20 protein-coding genes and 2 pseudogenes are annotated in these 17,569 nt (G+C 69.8%); 3 read left to right on the top strand and 19 right to left on the bottom strand.

Annotated features, from left to right (window positions below; all coding sequences use genetic code 11):
• Nucleotides 1-364: 364 nt before the first annotated feature.
• On the top strand, nucleotides 365-1,324 hold the full coding sequence (locus QFZ82_RS38155; protein WP_307717467.1) for an IS30 family transposase: 960 nt from the start codon (nucleotides 365-367) through the stop codon (nucleotides 1,322-1,324).
• A gap of 7 nt (nucleotides 1,325-1,331) precedes the next feature.
• Here the strand turns inward: QFZ82_RS38155 and QFZ82_RS38150 are convergent, their stop codons facing one another.
• On the bottom strand, nucleotides 1,332-1,700 hold the full coding sequence (locus QFZ82_RS38150) for a hypothetical protein (protein WP_307717466.1): 369 nt from the start codon (nucleotides 1,698-1,700) through the stop codon (nucleotides 1,332-1,334).
• 429 nt (nucleotides 1,701-2,129) lie between these two features.
• Nucleotides 2,130-3,206 (bottom strand): hypothetical protein, encoded by a 1,077-nt coding sequence (locus tag QFZ82_RS38145; protein ID WP_307717465.1) that lies wholly within the window; start codon nucleotides 3,204-3,206, stop codon nucleotides 2,130-2,132.
• A 153-nt stretch (nucleotides 3,207-3,359) separates the two neighbouring features.
• On the opposite strand from QFZ82_RS38145, the gene QFZ82_RS38140 reads away from it, so the two are divergent.
• Nucleotides 3,360-4,505, top strand: coding sequence for a hypothetical protein (locus QFZ82_RS38140; RefSeq protein WP_307717464.1), 1,146 nt, complete (start codon nucleotides 3,360-3,362; stop codon nucleotides 4,503-4,505).
• Here QFZ82_RS38140 and QFZ82_RS38135 read toward each other — a convergent pair.
• From QFZ82_RS38135 to QFZ82_RS38115, 5 genes and pseudogenes are all read right to left on the bottom strand, one after another.
• Complete coding sequence (locus QFZ82_RS38135) at nucleotides 4,409-5,458, bottom strand: DUF6292 family protein (protein WP_307717463.1); 1,050 nt, start codon at nucleotides 5,456-5,458, stop codon at nucleotides 4,409-4,411. The two genes, QFZ82_RS38140 and QFZ82_RS38135, sit on opposite strands and share 97 nt — an antisense overlap.
• 65 nt (nucleotides 5,459-5,523) lie before the next feature.
• A complete protein-coding gene (locus QFZ82_RS38130) occupies nucleotides 5,524-5,979 on the bottom strand; it encodes a hypothetical protein (RefSeq protein WP_307717462.1) in 456 nt (151 codons plus the stop codon).
• A gap of 308 nt (nucleotides 5,980-6,287) precedes the next feature.
• Nucleotides 6,288-6,629, bottom strand: a pseudogene (locus QFZ82_RS38125) (zeta toxin family protein); the annotation flags it as partial.
• Between the two features lie 642 nt (nucleotides 6,630-7,271).
• Nucleotides 7,272-7,628, bottom strand: a complete 357-nt coding sequence (locus QFZ82_RS38120) for a hypothetical protein (protein ID WP_307717461.1) — start codon at nucleotides 7,626-7,628, stop codon at nucleotides 7,272-7,274.
• Nucleotides 7,629-8,142: 514 nt separating this feature from the next.
• On the bottom strand, nucleotides 8,143-8,625 hold the full coding sequence (locus QFZ82_RS38115) for a hypothetical protein (RefSeq protein WP_307717460.1): 483 nt from the start codon (nucleotides 8,623-8,625) through the stop codon (nucleotides 8,143-8,145).
• Between the two features lie 254 nt (nucleotides 8,626-8,879).
• Here QFZ82_RS38115 and QFZ82_RS38110 point away from each other — a divergent pair, with 254 nt between their 5' ends.
• Nucleotides 8,880-9,650 (top strand): phosphotransferase enzyme family protein, encoded by a 771-nt coding sequence (locus QFZ82_RS38110; protein WP_307717459.1) that lies wholly within the window; start codon nucleotides 8,880-8,882, stop codon nucleotides 9,648-9,650.
• 352 nt (nucleotides 9,651-10,002) lie between these two features.
• Here QFZ82_RS38110 and QFZ82_RS38105 read toward each other — a convergent pair whose 3' ends face one another.
• The 12 genes and pseudogenes from QFZ82_RS38105 to QFZ82_RS38050 form a co-directional block, all read right to left on the bottom strand.
• A complete protein-coding gene (locus tag QFZ82_RS38105; protein WP_307717458.1) occupies nucleotides 10,003-10,608 on the bottom strand; it encodes a hypothetical protein in 606 nt (201 codons plus the stop codon).
• Nucleotides 10,609-11,376: 768 nt separating this feature from the next.
• Complete coding sequence (locus QFZ82_RS38100; RefSeq protein ID WP_307717457.1) at nucleotides 11,377-11,628, bottom strand: hypothetical protein; 252 nt, start codon at nucleotides 11,626-11,628, stop codon at nucleotides 11,377-11,379.
• A 764-nt stretch (nucleotides 11,629-12,392) separates the two neighbouring features.
• Nucleotides 12,393-13,556 (bottom strand): pentapeptide repeat-containing protein, encoded by a 1,164-nt coding sequence (locus QFZ82_RS38095; RefSeq protein WP_307717456.1) that lies wholly within the window; start codon nucleotides 13,554-13,556, stop codon nucleotides 12,393-12,395.
• A 5-nt stretch (nucleotides 13,557-13,561) separates the two neighbouring features.
• Nucleotides 13,562-14,257 (bottom strand): annotated as a pseudogene (locus QFZ82_RS38090) (RNA-guided endonuclease InsQ/TnpB family protein); the annotation flags it as partial.
• Between the two features lie 185 nt (nucleotides 14,258-14,442).
• The gene (locus QFZ82_RS38085; RefSeq protein WP_307717455.1) at nucleotides 14,443-14,715 is read right to left on the bottom strand and encodes a WhiB family transcriptional regulator; all 273 of its coding nucleotides are present in this window, start codon (nucleotides 14,713-14,715) and stop codon (nucleotides 14,443-14,445) included.
• Nucleotides 14,712-14,921, bottom strand: coding sequence for a hypothetical protein (locus QFZ82_RS38080; RefSeq protein WP_307717454.1), 210 nt, complete (start codon nucleotides 14,919-14,921; stop codon nucleotides 14,712-14,714). The genes QFZ82_RS38085 and QFZ82_RS38080 overlap by 4 nt, the downstream gene beginning before the upstream one ends.
• Nucleotides 14,918-15,406, bottom strand: a complete 489-nt coding sequence (locus QFZ82_RS38075; RefSeq protein WP_307717453.1) for a hypothetical protein — start codon at nucleotides 15,404-15,406, stop codon at nucleotides 14,918-14,920. The genes QFZ82_RS38080 and QFZ82_RS38075 overlap by 4 nt, the downstream gene beginning before the upstream one ends.
• Nucleotides 15,403-15,564 (bottom strand): hypothetical protein, encoded by a 162-nt coding sequence (locus tag QFZ82_RS38070; RefSeq protein ID WP_307717452.1) that lies wholly within the window; start codon nucleotides 15,562-15,564, stop codon nucleotides 15,403-15,405. Before QFZ82_RS38070 ends, QFZ82_RS38075 begins: the two co-directional genes overlap by 4 nt.
• Complete coding sequence (locus QFZ82_RS38065; protein WP_307717451.1) at nucleotides 15,549-15,686, bottom strand: hypothetical protein; 138 nt, start codon at nucleotides 15,684-15,686, stop codon at nucleotides 15,549-15,551. Before QFZ82_RS38065 ends, QFZ82_RS38070 begins: the two co-directional genes overlap by 16 nt.
• 91 nt (nucleotides 15,687-15,777) lie before the next feature.
• On the bottom strand, nucleotides 15,778-16,050 hold the full coding sequence (locus tag QFZ82_RS38060; RefSeq protein WP_307717450.1) for a hypothetical protein: 273 nt from the start codon (nucleotides 16,048-16,050) through the stop codon (nucleotides 15,778-15,780).
• A 31-nt stretch (nucleotides 16,051-16,081) separates the two neighbouring features.
• On the bottom strand, nucleotides 16,082-16,837 hold the full coding sequence (locus QFZ82_RS38055) for a hypothetical protein (RefSeq protein WP_307717449.1): 756 nt from the start codon (nucleotides 16,835-16,837) through the stop codon (nucleotides 16,082-16,084).
• 70 nt (nucleotides 16,838-16,907) lie between these two features.
• Nucleotides 16,908-17,540, bottom strand: coding sequence for a hypothetical protein (locus tag QFZ82_RS38050; protein WP_307717448.1), 633 nt, complete (start codon nucleotides 17,538-17,540; stop codon nucleotides 16,908-16,910).
• Nucleotides 17,541-17,569 lie beyond the last annotated feature (29 nt).

The following is a 17,569-nucleotide window of genomic DNA, read 5'->3' as shown; positions in this document are numbered from 1 at the left end:
GCAGGCCGGGCGGCCCCTCGCCGGTCCGGCTGAGCCGAAACTGATCAGTGAAAGACCCTCAGTTCTGACACAGCTACTGAAGGACGGCAGCGGACGTCGCTTCAGCGGGCGGCGCACAAGCGGGACCGGGCGGCGCACAAGCGGGCGCTGCGCACCGGCAGCGAGCCGCCCCGCCCGCAGCGCCGCCGCATCGACTGGGACGCGCACTGAGTCGGCCCCGACAAAACGGCCCCGCCCACCTTAGGTTCTAGTGGGTTGCAACACCCCAGCTCAAGGGGTGCGATGGACTTCGAGATCCGCAAGAACAGGAAGCCTCAGGGGGCCCGGAAACTAACCCGCGAGCGGGCCCGCATACTTCCAGCTCATGGAGCAGGGCTACAGCACCCGGGAAGCGGCCCGCATCGTGGGCATCGATCTCCGCACGGGCAAGAAGTGGCGTAACGGCCAGAACTCGCCCGGCAAGGGCCGCAGGGCGACTCCCCCGATCTACCAGGACCACGGACAGACGTCCGGACACCCGGCAGGTCCCGGGGAGCCGCCCTCCCGTCCGTCGCGGTACTCGCAGGAGCACGACCGCACCCACATCGCCGATCGGCTGCGCGAGAAGGCATCGATCCGGCAGATCGCCGCAGAACTGGGCCGCAGTCCCTCCACGGTCAGCCGCGAGATACACCGCAACCGGCGCACCATGCCGAACGGCGGCTGGTACTACCGGCCACACACCGCTCAGGCCCGTGCTGATGCTCGCCGGCCCCGCCCAAAGCCCGGCAAGATCGGCCAGAACACCGAGCTGCGGGACTTCGTCCAGAACCACCTCACGATGCGGTGGAGCCCTGAGCAGATCTGTCAGGCTCTGCGGGCACGCTTCCCCGACCGGCCGGAGATGCACGTGACCCACGAGACGATCTACCAGGCCCTCTACGTCCAGGGCCGCGGTGAACTGCGCCGGGAACTGATCCGAGCCCTCGGCACGGGCCGTGCCCGACGGCGTCCCAACCGCCATGCTCACAAGCGCATCTCCCACCCGGTCAAGGACATGGTCATGATCAGCGACCGGCCCGCCGAAGCCGAGGACCGGGCATTCACGGTGGCCACCGACATCCCGGTCTACTTCTGCAACCCGGCCAGCCCCTGGCAGCGCGGGTCGAACGAGAACACCAACGGACTGCTGCGGCAGTACTTTCCCAAGGCCACCGACCTGGCGGTCCACACCCCCGAAGACCTGGCCGCCGTCGCCGCCGAACTGAACAGCCGCCCACGCAAGACGCTCGGCTGGGAAACCCCTGCCGCGCGTCTGCGCGAGCTGACAGCGCCCTTGAGCTGATCTTCGCCTACCTGGGATCGTCGCTTTCCCAGGGGTAGACGAAGAGGCCGGGCTGGGTGCCCCATGCGTTGAGAACGGTGGTCAGCTCAGACTCTTCCGGGGGGTCGGCGGACCTGATGAGGGCTGAGCCGACGTCATAGTCGAAGCCATCAATGTGCTCGCGGTCGTACTCCCAATGCTCCAGCCGAAAGCTACGTTCAGCGTCGCTGCGAACCCATCCCTCGTCCCGAGCCTGGACATCCGGCTCGCTCTGCGTGGGACGGATGTCCACGAATGCGCGGAGATCTGGTCGCGATGCCGGGACTTCCGCAACCAGCCTCCTCCCGAGTCTGAGCGCGGTCAGTTTGTCCGTCGGCCAGTCCGATCCGTCATTCATGGGGCTCATTCTGTTCCTGCCCGTGGAGGGCTGAGGAGCAGGGGCCGGGCGGAACCTCTGTGAGCCGCTCACCCCGGGCTCGTCGGAACACAGCGCAATAGCTCGCCAGATACGCCAGTGATCACGTGTTGCGACGATCCCTAGAATCTGCCACCGGCGGGGCCGTTTCGCGTTCCGCCAACAGCGCGGGATGAGCGGCGGCCGGAGACGCAGGGGCCCCGCCGACGGGGGAGGCGGCGGGGCGCTTCAGTGTGGCAGGAGAGCGCTACGAGCGTGCCCGATTTGCCGCTTGGCGCGCCGCGCGCTGGCGAGCGACGGGGCGGCGGACAAACGGAGCCGGGGCAGGCAGTCGGGGTTCGGCGGACGAGGCGCCGAAGTGATGCGGGAGCCGGCGGAGGGACGAGAGAGCGAGCAGGCCGCGCTGGGCCGTCAGATCAACAGGCCCCTTCCTCCGGCTATCGCGGAGAAAGAGGTGTCGGCGTAGGAGATGGGCTTGCCCGGGGGGTTTGAACAGGGAAAACGCTCAAGATCACGAAAGGGGGGTTCACACCTCCGGTAGTACCTCCGGTGCAACTTTGGGTCCGCCTGTGCAGACAACTGTGCAGACAACTGTGGGTGCAACCCTCTTCGAGGGCGCCGCCGGCAGGCTTGCCCAGACTCACGGACCCCCCGAGCCGTGGAACTGGCGCAGGAAGTCGGCCAGCTGCCGGCGCTGGCGCTGCTCTTCGGCGAGCTGCCGGGCGAGCTGGGAGCGGTCGAGTGGGACTCCACCGCTTCGAGGACCAGGCGCTGGAGCTCGGCCGGCTCGAAGGCTTCGACCTCCCATTGGACGGGCCGGTCGACGTCGAAGCCGTACCGTCGCGCGAAGGCCGGCCAGCGGGGGTCGTCCCGTTTGCCCGCAGCCGCGGGAAGTTCGTAGTCCTGAGTCTGTTCGTACGTGAGGACGATGCGCTCGACCTTCGACCAGCAGCTGGTGCGGGCGACCCAGTCGCGTTCGATGTCGGCGCCGGAGCAGTCGAAGTCTCCGACGTAGAGCAGCACGGCGGGGCGCGGGTCGCGGGCGGTGCGGGCCCGCACGACGTCCACGTAGGACTGGGAGCCGAAGCCGCGTACGACCAGGACGGGGACGCCGAGGTCGGCCAGCCACTCGGTGAACATGCGGCGCAGCGTGTCCTTCTCGGCTGCGACGTACAGCGCGGTCCGCTGGCCGGCGGTACGGTCCAGCGCGAACCATCCGGGGACGTCGGCGAGGAATGCGGGGGCGTCGGTCCAGGCCGGAGGGACGTGGACTTCGCGCAGGGTGTCGATCAGGTCGGGGAAGTGGCCGTCGCGGCGGGCCTGGGCCAGTTGGGAGGACAGACGCCGGTAGGTGGGCGCCGTGTTGGGGATGAGCCCTTCGGCAACGAGCCGGTAGTGCACCTGGCGCAGCGTGCAGCCCAGTTCCCCGTACGCGGTCACGATTGCCCGGGCGCGGTCGACGATGGCGGGCCAGTGGAGGCGTCCCATACCGGTACATGTACCCGATGGCGTTGCTGCTGGTCAGGGTGCTGGGCGAGCCCCAGGGGCGTGGCGCTGGGCAAGCCTCGGGTGTAGGTGGGCAAGCCCTGGCCGGAGCGCACCGGACGATATGCGTTCGATTCTTGTTCGAGTACGGTGGGGGTGAGAGGTGTCGCCGGGGACGAGCAGCAGGATCAGGCCGTGGGGGCCGGTTCGCCGATTCTTCATCTGCGCTGCCCGAGAGATGTCGATCCCGAGCTGTACCGGCTGCTGCTCGGCCTGGTGGGGGACGTGACGCCGGTGGTGCAGGCCTTGCCTCCGTCGGTTGCCGTGGCGGACGTCTCCGGCAGCATCCGGTATTTCGAACGCGATCCGGCGGAGTTGGCCCTGATGATCCGGACGCGGGCACTGGCGCGGTACGGCTTGCCCGTGGCGATCGGGGTGGGGCCGAACTGGACGATCGCGGCGATGGCGTCCCGGGAGCCGGGGCGGGGCGGAGTGCACGCGGTCGGTTCCAGTCCCGAGGCGGTCGCGGCGTTCCTTCACCCGCGGCCGGTCGGCGAGCTGCACGGAATCGGCAGCGCCCAGGAGCGGACGCTGATGACGTACGGGGTGCACACGATCGGGCTGCTGGCGAATCTGCCGGAGTCGACGGTGCAGCGGGTCCTGGGCGGGAAGGCGGGCCGGCTGCTGAGCGAGCGGGCCCGCGGTATCGACCGTCGCCAGGTGGTGCCGGCCGAGCTGCCGCACAGCGCGGCCGCGCAGCGCCGCTTCCCGACTGACACCCTGGCCCCGGAGCTGGTGCGCTCCGCGCTGCTGTCGCTGGCGGTCGAGCTCGGCGAGCGGCTGCGCAGACGCCGGCAGGCGGCGAAGGCCGTGACGCTGACCGTGACCTTCGCCGACCGCACCGAGCTGCACCGCAGCCGCCAGCTGCCCGGCGGGCCGTCTGCGCACACCGACGACCTGCGCGATGCCTCGTACGACATGTACCGGGCCCTGGGGCTGCAGCGGGCGCGGGTACGGGCGGTCGCCCTGCACTGCGAGCAGCTCGTGGACGCGGCCGCCATCGCCGAACAGCTGTCCTTCGACGCCGACCGGGAACACCGGCTGCGCGCCGAGCAGGCCATCGACGCGCTCAACGCCCGCTTCGGCTCCGGCACCGTGGGCCCCCGCGGCGAGCTACCTGCAGGCCGGCTGACTCCTCCGCGGCTTCAGGCCTTGGGGCGCTTGGAGCCCTTGCGACCGTCGGCGAGCGCCTCGAGCAACTCGGCCGGCTCCGGCCGGGTGCCGCTGCCGCTGCCGAGGTAGCGGATGCCCTCGCCTTCCGGAGCGGTGCCGGCGTCCTTGCCGATCGGGTGGCGGCGACTGGTCGCGGTGCGCCATCCGTACCGCTCGTCCCACACCAGCGCCGGTGCACTCTGGCCGGCGGCGAGCGGTACGGCGGCCACCAGGTGCTCGTCGCCGAGTCGGCGCACCTCCACCTGGACCGGCTCGGCGACGCCGGCCTCGGCCAGGACGTCGGCCACCTTCTGCACATACGGGCGTGCACGACGGGTACGCAGTTCAGCCTCGGCGATCGTCGCGGCGCCGCGGTGGGTGACGGTGGGGTAGCCGAGGCGCTCGGCGGCCTCGAGCGGGGTGAGCCCGGGGGTGGCCTCGACCAGGTCGGCGATGCGCCGGCCGCGGAGCTGGGCGAGGCCGGCCTGGGCGGTGGGGAACTTCGCAATGCCCAGGGTGTCGGCGACCTCGGTGAGCGTGATGGCCGGGTTGTCGTCGAGGAGTTCGGCGATCCGGGGCAGGATTTCATCGCGCGGGATCATGTCGCCGCTGCCGGTGCGGCGGCCGCCGCCGGCGCCGCGGCCGGGCCGGTCGGCCTTGTACTCGCGCACCACGCGGCGCGGCCAGTGCTCCGTACCGTCCTCTTCGGGGACAAGGACAACGTGCTCGGCCAACTTGGGGTCGCTCTTGTACTTGTTCCAGCTGGCCGCGGACACACCCAGCTCGGCGGCGGCCTCGTGACGGTCCAGCAGGTCCTCGTCGTCGTCGATCTTCGGCAGGGCTGGGACCGGCTGGCCGGCGTGGAAGGCCTTCGTCTGCTCACTGTCCCACAGCAGAGCCCTCGAGGTCGGCGAGCTGATCGGGGCGGGGTGCCCTTCCTGAGTGTGAGTCTTCTTGTTGCGGAAGGTGCCAAGCGGCATGCCCAGTTGGGCGGCCAGGTCGGCCATGGTCTGTGCGTACTTGAGGCGTCCGGCGCGGATCATCTTCGTCGTTTCTCCATCACGATGAGGGCGGGGCGCCGGCGAGGGCGCCCCGCCCGGGGCGGGCGTCAGGTGGTTGCGGGGCCCGGCAGGCAGTTCGGCAGGCACGGCTCGCCGGGCTCGGCCAGGCATCCATCGCAGCTGCGGGCGGCGGCGTCGATGAGCGGCCGCAGGTAGGCGAGGGCACCGGCGGCGTGGGTGAGCGGGACGAGGTCGGTGGCGGTGATGACGTAGAGGGCGTGCGGGGCGCGGCGCGTGGTGTGGACGCGGATGCCGGCGGTGTCGCCCGGGGCCGACGCGAGGTCCGGCAGGACGAGGCCGTCGGAGTGCCACTGGACGGTGACGTCGGCGTCGGCCAGGTCGCGGGCGAGTTCGGCGAGTTCGGCGGCCGCGGCCGCGGCGGTGGCCGGCCAGGCAAGGCGTGCGCTGTCAGAGGCGGCGTGGCGTGCGGCGTCGATGACGGCGGGGGCCTCGAGCTCCTGGACATGTTGGTCTGTATCGCGCCGGGCGAGGTAGATGGGCACGGGCTGCTCCTGGTGTGAGGTGTGTGTTCGGTGCTGGCGCGCTGCCACGACACGCCAACGAGACAACAATACCCTCTTTGCGTCACCGTCGGCAAGGAAGCGCGTACCCCATGTGGCGCCGGGCGGATACACTCGCTGGCGAGACCGCCTCTCGGGTCCCCCGCGGAGTGTGTGTTTTCGGTTGGCCGGCGCCCTTGCCACCCGCTTCGGCGGATTGGGCGCCGGCCTTTTGCGTGCCCGCGAATCGCCAGGCCGCCCCCGTCACGCATCAGCCAGGCACCACAACAGACCCCTTGGTCGGCCAGTTGCTCGGCCTCGATGACCGACAGCGTCGTCAGCATCTCCTTTGCGCAGGAGTCATGGTTCTCCCACGACACGTAGCGCCCGCCCGAGCGGTCCAGGCTCCCGAGCTGGCTCAGCGCCTGCGGGGTCGCGAGCGCGACCACCTCGATCCGGGAGCCGGCCTGGCGGTACGCGGCAGCGGACGTACGGAACTCGGCGGGATCGGCCAGGGCCGACTCAATCACTGCGTCGAAGCCGTGAATGCGGAGCCGCGCTGGAGGCCAGCCTCCAGGCCGCCCGGGAGCAACGCGGCGAAGGCCATCAGCCGTAGCCGTGAAGCCGGGCAGGCTCCATATGGCTCTGTTCACTTCACAGAGCAGCGTTTGGACAGCAGTTCGGGAGGCAGTGGCCGTGCTGAATGTTCACGAGAACGGGCAGCAGCTCGGTGAGTGGACGTCCGCCGGAGAGGGCGGCGCGGCGGAGTGAACGGGACGTGTCGCAGCGGCGCGCACCCGGCCGGGGCCGCGAGGCTGGGGCGGTGACGACGATCTGCCGTGGGGAGTGCGGCGGGAGCCTGAGCTGCCGCGAGTGCTTCCCCACCCCGCCCCCGCAGGATTCCCTGTGCACCGCGTGCGACCGGATGAAGTGCGCCGACTGCGGCGTGTGCGGCTGCGCGTCGGAGTGCGTCAGCTGCGGCGGGCCCCTGAGCACGGCGCACTACGTGCACGCGGGCGGGGCCTGCTGGTGCTCCTGCGTGTGCTCGGCTCTGGTGATGGAGCGGGAGGCCGTGGACATCGATGCCTGACGGCATCGGGAAGGCGCTGGCTACGGGCGTAGGTGGCGCCCACCATCGCACCGTCGCCGGGTGCCTCCCTCTCTCGTGAACATCGACCGACTCGGTTGGCGGGTGCCTCCCAGAGTGATGGACATCTGCTGCCGGGGAGCTCGTGAACAAAGCCATCCATGCCATCGGCACCAAGGGAGCCGCAGACCTCTGGCCATCCTTGAGGTCAAGCGGCCCAGCGTGTGGCAGGCACGGTGATCGCCAACGTCCCGGCCCACATGTCTGCGCCGCCGCCGAGCAGCGCCGCTTCCGCGTGCCCGGGCGCGGCGGGCTCGTCCGGGGGCCAGCCGTACAGGGCAAGCCCAGCGGGGGTGGTCGCGTCGAGGCGGGCCATGACCCACAAGCAACTACCGGCGAGGTCTGCCCTGCTCCGTCCCGTGACCTCAAGAAGGATCTCGGTGCGGACGGGGGCCAGCAGCTGCTCGGTGTACCAGCCCTGGACGGTGACCAGTGTGGTGATGGGGCCGGAGCGGTGGACGGTGGCGCGAGTCAGGGTGTGCGCGGTGGGCGGGTTCAGAGTCAAGGCAGCCCCCATGGGTGGGTGGTGCTGTGGGGGGTGGGTTGATCATCACCCGACAGCTTAGGGATGGGGCGCTGGCGGGGCCGTGGCGCAGTGGTGAGGGGCGCACGCCGATGCCGGCCTCCGATCCGGAGGCCGGGCAGGTGGGAGTGACGGGACTGCGGTCAGCTCTCCTCGAAGCGGGCGGTGGCGCAGGGCGGGCACTGGCGTGACCAGCCCGTGGTGCTCCCGGGTGAAGACGAGTACCTTGTTGCACCACTTCAGGTGCGGCACTTCACGCTCGCCTCTCTGACCTGACTCCAGCTGCAGGGGCACCGACGGCTTCCACATACGCGTTATCGACTCGCACGCTGCCGTTGGTCCAGGGATGCCGTTGACTGACGCGAGTGGGCGCGGATTGATCCGTTACTCCCGGACCGGACGCCGAAGCCAGGTGGCCGCTGGCGGTACCACGGCAGGTGATCGACGCGATCCGAAACTGATCACTCCGGACCAGATGGCCCTCATGACTCCAGCGTCAGCCGCCACTGGCCGGGGCGCATCCCGATGCTGGTCCGGACGCGGTGGGCTTCTCGTGGATCATGCGGCCTGCCTGCCAGCTTTCGTCCGCGACCCGGCAGGGCAGTCGGAGCCACCACAGGACGGTGTCCCCGGACCGCTTTTCGGATGCGATGTCGTTCTCAGTCCATTCGGCCTTGCCGGCGGATAGCGCTCCATGGGCCTGGACCTCGACTCCGCACGCGACGATGTGGGAAGTCAGCTTCTTCTGCAGAGCACGGCGCCTGTGGTACCACCAGCTGTCGCGCGGAGGCAGTGGATCGGGCACCAGAGCGGCCAGCACTTCGTCTGCCTTGACGAGGGCGGGGACGATCTGGGTGGCATCCCCTTCTAAGGACCGGGCCAGCTCAGTGAGCCGACCGTCGACTCGCTGACGGTATCTGTCCCTGACATCGCCGTCGGTGAGCCGTACCGGGCGCTTCGCAAGGGAGTCGAGTGCCACGACGAGGCGGGAGTCGTACCGGGCCAGGAGCTGGTTCTCGTATGCGTACTCCTGGATGATGAGGATCTGTGAAATCGGCCAGTTCTGCTCTTCGTTCCCCAGTCGGTTGCTGACGGCAACGAGGGTTGGGGCTGCCCGATCGTGCAGTGTGCGGGACGCTGGCGGCCAATTACCCGGGGAGGTGACTGGTCGTCCTATGTCGCTGACGGTGATCGAGGTGCGGCGAGTTCGGTCGGCTGGGTAGCGTGAATCAGGTGACCAGCGAGGAAGTGATGCAGGATGGTGTCCATCGTCGGGTGGTGCGGATCGGGGACACCGTCCGCAGGCCCGTCCAGCCGTGGACACCCAGTGTCCACGCGCTACTGCGGCACCTGGAGGAGGTCGGCTTCACCTACGCGCCCCGGCCTCTGGGGTTCGACGAGGAAGGGCGTGAAGTCCTGACCTTCATCGAAGGTGACTCCGGGCCTGCGGGCTGGGCCAAGGTGGTGGATGACCAGGGCCTGAGGAAATTCGCCCGGCTGCTGCGTGACTACCACGACGCCTGCGCCGGCTTCTCACCCCCGCCGGGCGCGACCTGGTCCGTAGACGCGGACGGCTCCGGCCATGACGAGATCGTCTGCCATGGGGACTTCGGCCCCTGGAACGTCGTGTGGCAGGGCGACCAACCGGTGGGAATCATCGACTGGGACTTCGCCCGCCCGGCACCGCGGCTGCACGACGTGGCCTACGCGCTGGAGTACGTCGCCCCGTTCCGTGACGATGCCGAGTGCCTGCGCTGGCTGCGCTACCCGGCGCCGCCCGACCGCCGTCGGCGGCTGGAAGTTTTCTGTACCGCGTACGGCCTTGACTCAACCGCCGGGATCGTCAGCTCCGTCATTGACAGACAGCGGGACAATGCCGACCTCGTACGTCGGCTGGCCGACCAGGGTCATGAGCCCCAATCCACCTGGGTAGCCGACGGGGTCCTGGCCGAACTCGACAACAGGATTGCCTGGGGCAGAGCACACCGGCATCTTTTCGAGTAGCCAGTTTGCTCGTCACCGACCGTAGATCTGGGGCCTGCGCCACGCGCCAGCAGCGCCTCGGCGTGGTCGCGGAGCGCAGCCTGCGCCATGTTGGTCTCCGGCGACCGAAGCGGCAGAGCTTCGACGACTCGGGGGAGCCCCGGAACAAGCCCGTCGCCGTCCACGTAGCCGAGGGTGCCGAGCGCGATCGCACGCCAGCGTGTCCTCAACCCTTCTGCGTCTTCCGTAGGAAGGCGTAGGGCGAGCAGATGCAAGGTTCGCCACAAGTCGCTCAGTTTGCTGGGAGGAAGGGGTGCTTCGGGGGCAGCGACATGCATCGGCTCGTGCTGGGCCGCGGTTCCCCATATATGGCTCAGCGGCGTGCGAGGAGAGGGCGCTTGGGGGCAGCGACATGGACCAGCTCGGGCTGGACCAGGGCGTGCCAGGTGGAGGTGCCCGATTCGGTGAGTTCCCTGAACTCCCTGTCGAGGAACTGGCGAAGGAGTTCTTCGGGGTCGAATGTGTCGGCCTGTGCCTCGCTGTTCCGGGTGGCTTCCTGCTGGGCCTGCCGCCTGATTTCCTCTGACTCGTCCAGGGCTCGGGCAAGGATCTCTTCAGCGCGTGAAGCTGCCCTCAGCTCGGTCGAGCGAGCGGCCTGCTCGGCCGTCGCCACGACACGTGCGGCCTCTGCCTGGGCGTCCGTGAGGGCTTTCTCCGCCTCCGTGCGCAGGAGGGAGGCTCTCTGCCGTTCCGCGGCGGCCTCTTCGCGGAGCCGGTCGATGTCGCCGGCCGCTCGGTCCCGCGCCTGACCGGCTACCTTCTCCAGGCGCTTTTGTGCCTTGGCCGCCCGTGTGGTCGTGTACTTGGCATCGACCCAGCGTGCGCGCCACTCTTCCTGCAGCTCGGCGTCATCGGGCCGCAGCTGACGGATCAGCTCCATGGTGAAGTCGAAGCTCGGGAGCTTCTTGCCGTTGAACACCTCGGACAGCGTGGAGGTGGGCAGTGGACAGCGGCCGTCCTTGTCCGCTTCTTGAGGGTCAGCTTGGGCGGGGCCCCGCAGGCGATGTGGAGTATTTCGAGGGCGGTCGCGAACTCATCCAGCACCTGGTTCCCTGGCCAGCAGCAGTTCGTCGTCGGTGAGATCCGACAGATCATCCCTGGCCAACCGAGTCCCCCGCGTTCCTTGCTCCTTGCGGCCCAAGCCTATGCCTCGCGACAGGAACATCGGCCCATATCTGCGAACATCCAGGAACATCGGCACGGGGTGCACGATTCGGGCGAACATCCCCTGGTTCGCGCTCTGACCTGGGCGTTCCAAGTTTTCCGGGTTCACCCCGAATCCTGGGAACGGCCCGCCCGCACCCTGCCAATGGGAGGTACCGCCGCTTGTCCTGCCCCGGCTGTTCGGGGAGCCGCAGGCGTACCGGCGGGAAGGAGAGCCAAGAAGCATGGCGAAAGTGAGTGAAGCCGAAACAGCGGACAAGGAGCCCGTCGTCTGGACGGTCAGCCTGGGACGCCGCGGGCTTGAGGTGAAGGGCGGCCGGCACCTGCACGTGTCGCTGTCGCGGACGCTGCTCCTCTGGCTCGTCAGCGTGGCCGGGGCAGCGAGCACGAGCCCCTACTGGACGACGATGACGGCTACGGCACAAGTAGAGAGGGCCCCGGGCAGCTGGTCCTGGGCCCCTCTCTGCATGCCAGGCCAAGTGGTGTCGTCCTGGAGTGTTCTCCTCGGCCACAGCTCCGGCCGTTACTCGCGGGTGGTGATGCTCGACAACGGAGCTGGCGGAGTGTTGTCGACCGTGCCCGAACCATCACCCACCCCGAAGAGGAAACCCAGAATGAGGACCGAGGCCGCGACGGCACCAATAGCAACGGCCAGATCCCCATGAGCTTGTTGCCCGGGGCGGTTCTTCATGCTGTGCCGGTACACCGCCCAACCCACGAGCAGGCTCAACAGGACGATGAAGCCGTTCTCGGCGGAAAACTGCAGGCTGATCACTTGTGGACCCTCTACTTGGGAGCGCCGTAGCGCCCGCGCCTCACGGGGAGTTCCGACAACCCACGGTGAGTAACCGGGTTGAAGGATTTTTTTTCTCCCGACGGGCGCAGCACAAAGTGCCTGCTGCGAAGTCGCGTATCCACTGTACGCCTCCGAGTGGATGAACGGCCTTCGCTCAAAGGGCAGTTCACACCCAGTTCGCCGAACGGCTCGGGCCCACGGTGCCGCGCTGAGCGGAGCGCCCACGACGGGCTCGGCCACCTCGCGGCAGCAGCTGCTCCCCCTCGGCAACGGCCGGCGGCGCGATCTCCTCACGCGCCCGTCATACGCGACGGCGGGAGTACGGCGCCCGGCCCGACGCCGATGATGTCGACGGCACACCGCACCCTGGCCACCCTCATAGACGAAGGAGGCCTGACCTCACGTCCCTGACACCCGGGAAGCACCTCTAGATAAGCATGGCGACCAGCCCGAACTGGATCACGCCCGACCACGTCGCCCTCAAGGGGCCTGCCGTGATGCGGTTGCCTGACGTGGGCCATCGGTCGCGGTAGGCGCTTCGACAGAACGGCGCGCTGTGCGGCCCGCGGTCCGCCGCGTCCAGTTCCCCGGGGCCGTCGGGCGTCTGCCAGCGCTCGGCGAGACCCAGTGCCGTCGCGGTCTGAGCTTTTCGCCGCCGGATGCCTGCGGTGATCGTTGCACTCGACATAGGTCCGGCCGACTGTGGAAGATGGGTGATCGCCGAGAGAACACCCACGTGAGGGTCACGGATTTGTGGGGTGCCAGGCTGATGGCAGGGTAAGCCCGGTGGGCAGAGACGATCCGCTTTGCGGAACCAGGCCAGAGGGTGCGGGACCGGTGACTCCGCCGAAGTCGACCGCGCCTCCGGAGAACGTCGCCGCGCGGAAGTCGAACCTGGTTCCGGAGAACGTCGCCCCGCGGAAGCTGACCGCGCCTCCGGAGAACGTCGCCCAGCCGAAGTCGACCCTGGCTCCGGAGAACGTCACCCCGCGGAACTCCACCCTGGCTCCGGAGAACGTCGCCCCGCCGAAGCTGATCCTGCCTTCCGAGAACGTCGCCCCGCCGAAGTCCACCTCGTCTCCGGAGAACGTCGCCCAGCCGAAGTCGACCCCGCCCCCGGAGAACGTCGCCCCGCCGAAGCTCACCAAGCCTCCCGAGAACGTCGCCCCGCCGAAGCCGATCCTGCCTCCGGAGAACGTCGCCATGCGGAAGCTGACCACGTCTGCGGAGAACGTCGCCTCGCCGAAACTCACCAAGCCTCCCGAGAACGTCGCCTCGAGGAAGCTGACCCCGTCTCCGGAGAACGTCACCCCGCGGAAGTCGACTCCGCCTCTGGAGAATGTCGCCCCTATGAAGCTGATCGCGCCTCCGGAGAACGTCACCCCGCGGAAGTCGACTCCGTCTCCGGAGAACATCGCCCCGCTGAAGCTGACCGAGCCTCCCGAGAACGTCGCCATTGAGAAGTCTCCGCCGTCGAAGGTGACTCCTGTGAAGTCGAAGTGGTGGCCTTGCCACGAGTGCTGATGCTTGAGGGGCAGGCGGAGGTGGTCGCGGATGAGCCTGATGACGGTGTGCCGGACTTCCCGGAGGGCCAGGTAGCTGTGGCGGGCTTCCGCGTCATCCGCCGGGAGTTCGGCCTCGGCGGTGTAGGGCAGTCGGAGGTAGGCGCACAGGACGTCTATGCACGTCTGGCGCAGTTCGCGGGTGGGGGCGTCGTCGGCGAGGCCGGCCAGGGCGTGGACGCCACCGAGGCGGACGGCGGCGGATTCGTCGCCGAGCTGGGAGACGGCGGTGGTGAAGCGTTCGGTGTGCAGGCGGGTGGCGTCGCGCAGGGCGCCGTCCTCGTCGACGCGCTGGCGGCGGTAGGCAACGATTAGGGCGACCAGGGCGCCGGCTCCGGCGACCACGCCGAAGGAGAGTTTGACCGGTGCTGCTGCGCGGCGGCCAGCGCCTCAGCTGATTGCTCAAGAAGGCGCGGGTTCACGACGTGCTCACCCTGGGATGTGGTGAGAAAGTGCGTCACGCCCATGTCGATGCCCACGATGCTTCCCGTGGCGGGCAGGGGCGCGGGCGGTACCTCGTCACAGGCGAGGATGACGTACCAGCGGCGGCCTTCCCGCTTGACGCTGATCGTCTTCGCCCGACCCTTCACGGGGCGGTGCTGGTGAACCCGTATGTGCCCGACACCTTGCAGACGGACACGGGTCTGCCGGTCATGCGGGGTGGAGTTCCACCGGCAGCCGTCCCCGTCCTTCGGGAACATCACGGTGTCGAAGTATCCGGCCCCCTTGAAGCGCGGGTATCCCGGCTTCTCCCCCGCCTTGATGCGCCCGAAGAACGCCTGGAACGCCTTGTCTAACTGGCGCAAGGTGGCCTGCTGGGAGGAGAACGACCAGCGGCCTTGACGCTCCGGATGGAACGCCCGGATCTCCTTGAGCTGTGCGGACTGGTCGCCGTACTCGATACTCGTCTTCGAGACGTGCCGGTAGGCGTCCCGGCGCTCTTGTAACGCACCATTGTAGAGCGAACAGTGATCGGCCAGCATCGCCCGCAGCGACGCTTCCTGACCGGCGGTGGGACGCAGAAGAAACTTGTACGCACGCATCATCCCGGCCCGCCCCTTCCGCCAGTTCCCGCTCACCCTCGTCAAAGCCGATGCCTTCACGCTAACGGCCGCCACTGACGAGGAGCGGACTCCGACGCTTCGCGGCTCCACTCCAAGGATGGCGTGGATCGCGTGGGGACTGCATCCATGCTGGAGCCGTTCGACGATGGTGGCGCGGTCAGCGTCGTTCACTTCGGCTCCTTCGGGACGGTGGTGGTGAATTCGCGGCGCAGCTGGGAGCGCCGGGTGCGGGTGGTGCCGGCCCAGATGGCGTCGGTCGGGTGGTCGATGGCCCAGGCCAGGCATGCCTCGCGCGTGGCGAGGGGGCAGCGGCGGCAGGCCAGTTGAGCAGCGGCTCGGTCGTTGGAGTCGTCGCTGGTCCACCAGTCGGGGTGGGAGTCCGGGGCCTGGCAGGGCTCGGTACCGGTGAAGCGGGGGAAGGGGGCGAGGCGGCCGCTCACGATGTGGTTCCGATCGGGCGGACCACGTGCATGTCGCCGTCGCGGTCGGCGTGGGTGTGGGCGCCGTCGCCGAGGTCGGCGGCCAGGTGGTCGGCGATGCGGGTGTTGTCGTGCCTGCTGGCGGAGACGGTCTCCAGCACGGCGGCTGGGCGGCCGGCGCACTGGCGGCAGGCGGTCACGCCCGGGCGGGGCCGGGCGGTGGTCATGATTTGCGCTCCCCCTGTGGCCGGACGTTGTCGATGCCGCCGATGGTCGGCAGCAGCAGTTCGAACGGCTCCCAGGCCTCGAGGCGGTACATCTGAAGCACCTCGACCGGCAGCTCGGCGCCGAGGGAGTGGTCGTTGTACGGGAGCAGTTCCGGGATGACGTTGGCGTGTTCGCCGTCGTCGGTGTTGTCAGCGGCCTGGTCGATGTCGGCGAAGGTGACGAAGACGCCGGTGCGGGTGCGCTCCAGGACGCACAGCCGCCGGGCGGGGGCCTCTTCGGGGTCGACGTCGTCGCGGCGGACCCAGATCTGGCGGGTGGCGGCGAGGACGGCCGGGTCGCCGGCGTCGGCCGCGTCGGTGATCCGCTGGTAGGCGTCGGCGCGGTCGAGCTGCTCGCGGTCGACGAGGTCCTGGACGGCGGCGGTGAGGTGGTCGCCCAGTGCCTGGGCGCCGATGAGGTGGTTGAGGGACTTCAGGGTGCTCATGCCAGGGCCGCCTTCCGGGAGTTGCGGGGGCGGGGGGTGTGGGCGTCGACGGCGGCCAGGAGCCGCTGGAGGGCGGAGCCGCGCCGGGTGCTGCGGAGGGTGGCGGGCAGGCCGCAGTTCCAGCAGTCGGCCTCTTCACCGGTCAGGCGACGAAGCACTGCTCGCGTTCGCAGACGGACTCCGGGGTGGTGTTCAGGCGGGGGCTGCGGCGGGCGATGGCGCGCATGATCGCGGCGGCGTTGCGCTTCGTGGTCTTCGGGCGGACGGTCGGGGCGTGCATGATGGGGTTTCTCCTTCTCCGCTGCTGCGGGGTGAGGGGCCCGGGGCGGCCGGCGGTTTCTCAGGCCTTGTGCGGCCGCCCTGGGGCGTAGTCAGAGGACGATCTGCTTCTTCTCGGCGCGGTCCCAGCGCAGCTTCCAGTCGGGGCGCAGTCCGCGGGCGGACCAGTCGCCGCGGCTGGTGCCGGCGGGGATCGGCTGGCCGGACATGGCGTGCATCTGGGCGATCTCGCAGGCGCGCAGGGCGGAGGCGAGGGCGTCGCTGCCGCTTGCGGCGAGGCTGGTGAAGACGCGGACGCCCTTGCGGGTCTTGTCCAGCCGGTGCTCGATGGGGACGTCGATCTCCCACACGGTGCGGCGGTTCATCACTCCTCGGCCTCCGGGTCGTACACGGCGGTCAGGGTGAGCGGGGTGACGAGGTAGCCGGTGGAGCTGTCCTCCTCCATCTCGTCGTCCTCGCCGGGCCAGAACAGGGCCAGCTCCTCGATCGCCTCGGCGTCGCCGAAGTCGGGGATCCAGGTGAGGATCGCGCCGGTGGGCAGGCCTTCGCGGGTGCGGAGGTCCTCGCCGTGGGCGCGGGCGGCGTCGCGGTTGGTGTAGAGGCCGAGCGGCAGCTGGCCGTGCTCGTACTCCGTGCGGTAGATCGTGAGCTCGACCGGCTCGCCGGGGTGAGCTGGGTGATGCCGGGCAGGACGGCCTCGGCGGCGGCCAGGCGCTGCTCCAGCATCTCGATGTGGGCGAGCAGCTGCGGCACGTCTTGGGTCGGGTTGCCGGTGCCGGCGGCGGTGCGCAGGCGGATGTCGTGGACCAGGTCGCTGCGGTCGGTCGGGGCCGCGGGCGCCGTGCGGGTCAGGGTGGTCGGGGTCACGAAGTGGCCGAGCACGGTGATGCCGTACCTGCTGCGCCGGCCTCGGCGGCACTCGCGCCGGTGCGCGGCCTGGATCCGGTCGGACACTCCGGGGACGAGGGCGAGTTCGGCGTCGGCCGTGAGGGCCGACCAGCGGTTGAGGTCGCCGACCATGACGAGCTGCACCGGGGGCAGGGCGCCGAAGCGGCCGGCGACCAGACGCGCGGCGTCGGGGGCGATGGACTCGGTGTGCTTGACGAGGCGGCGCTGGAAGTAGGAGACGCTGTCGCTGGTGACCGTGAGCATGGCGTGGCCTTCCTGGAGCGGGGCGGGATGAGCGGGCGGCTCGGGCGCGAGCGGCGGCGGCCAGGAGCGCCTAGTGGACCTGCGCTTCGGTGCGGGTGAGCTGGTCGTTCCAGGCGGGGACCGAGCGGGCGCCGGTGACGGCGAGCAGGTGGCTGTTGGCCTGGGAGGCGGTGGCGCGGGTGCCGGTCCCGGAGCGGATCAGGTCGCGCTCGGCGCCGAGGACGCACACCCCTCGGCGGGACTCCATGGCGAACTGCGTCCAGCCGCGGGTCTTGACGTGCTCGGACGTGGCTTCCAGGAAGTCGGCTGGGGCGATGGCCCAGTCGGGACTCGGCCTGCGTTCGGCAACGAGGTGCCAGACGATGCGCAGGGTCCCGACCAGCAGGACGCCGACGCAGAGAGTGGTGTGCTTGAGCAGCCACCAGGCGGCCCGGGCGGTGATGATCGACGCCTTCTTCAGGAAGCGGCCGGTGGTGGAGGGGGTGCGCGGGTCGGGCGGGCACGGCCCGGTGACGATGCCGGCCTGGCGGATGAGGGTGTCGGTGTCCGGGAGGACGATGGCGGACCTGGCCGGTGCGGCGTCGGCGAGTGCGGCGGCCAGTTCTTCGGCGAGTGCTTCGGCGAAGGCTGCGTCGACTGCTGCGGCGAGGGCCGCTTCGGACCAGAAGGTCCGCGGAGCGGTCGCGGTCGCGGATGCGGGCATGGCGAGGCCTTCCTGTCTGGGCATGGGTC

This window comes from Streptomyces sp. V4I23, from assembly GCF_030817975.1.
Taxonomy (GTDB): Bacteria; Actinomycetota; Actinomycetes; order Streptomycetales; family Streptomycetaceae; genus Streptomyces.
Note: the sequence above shows the minus strand (reverse complement) of the source record. Positions and strands in the feature narration are given on the sequence as shown.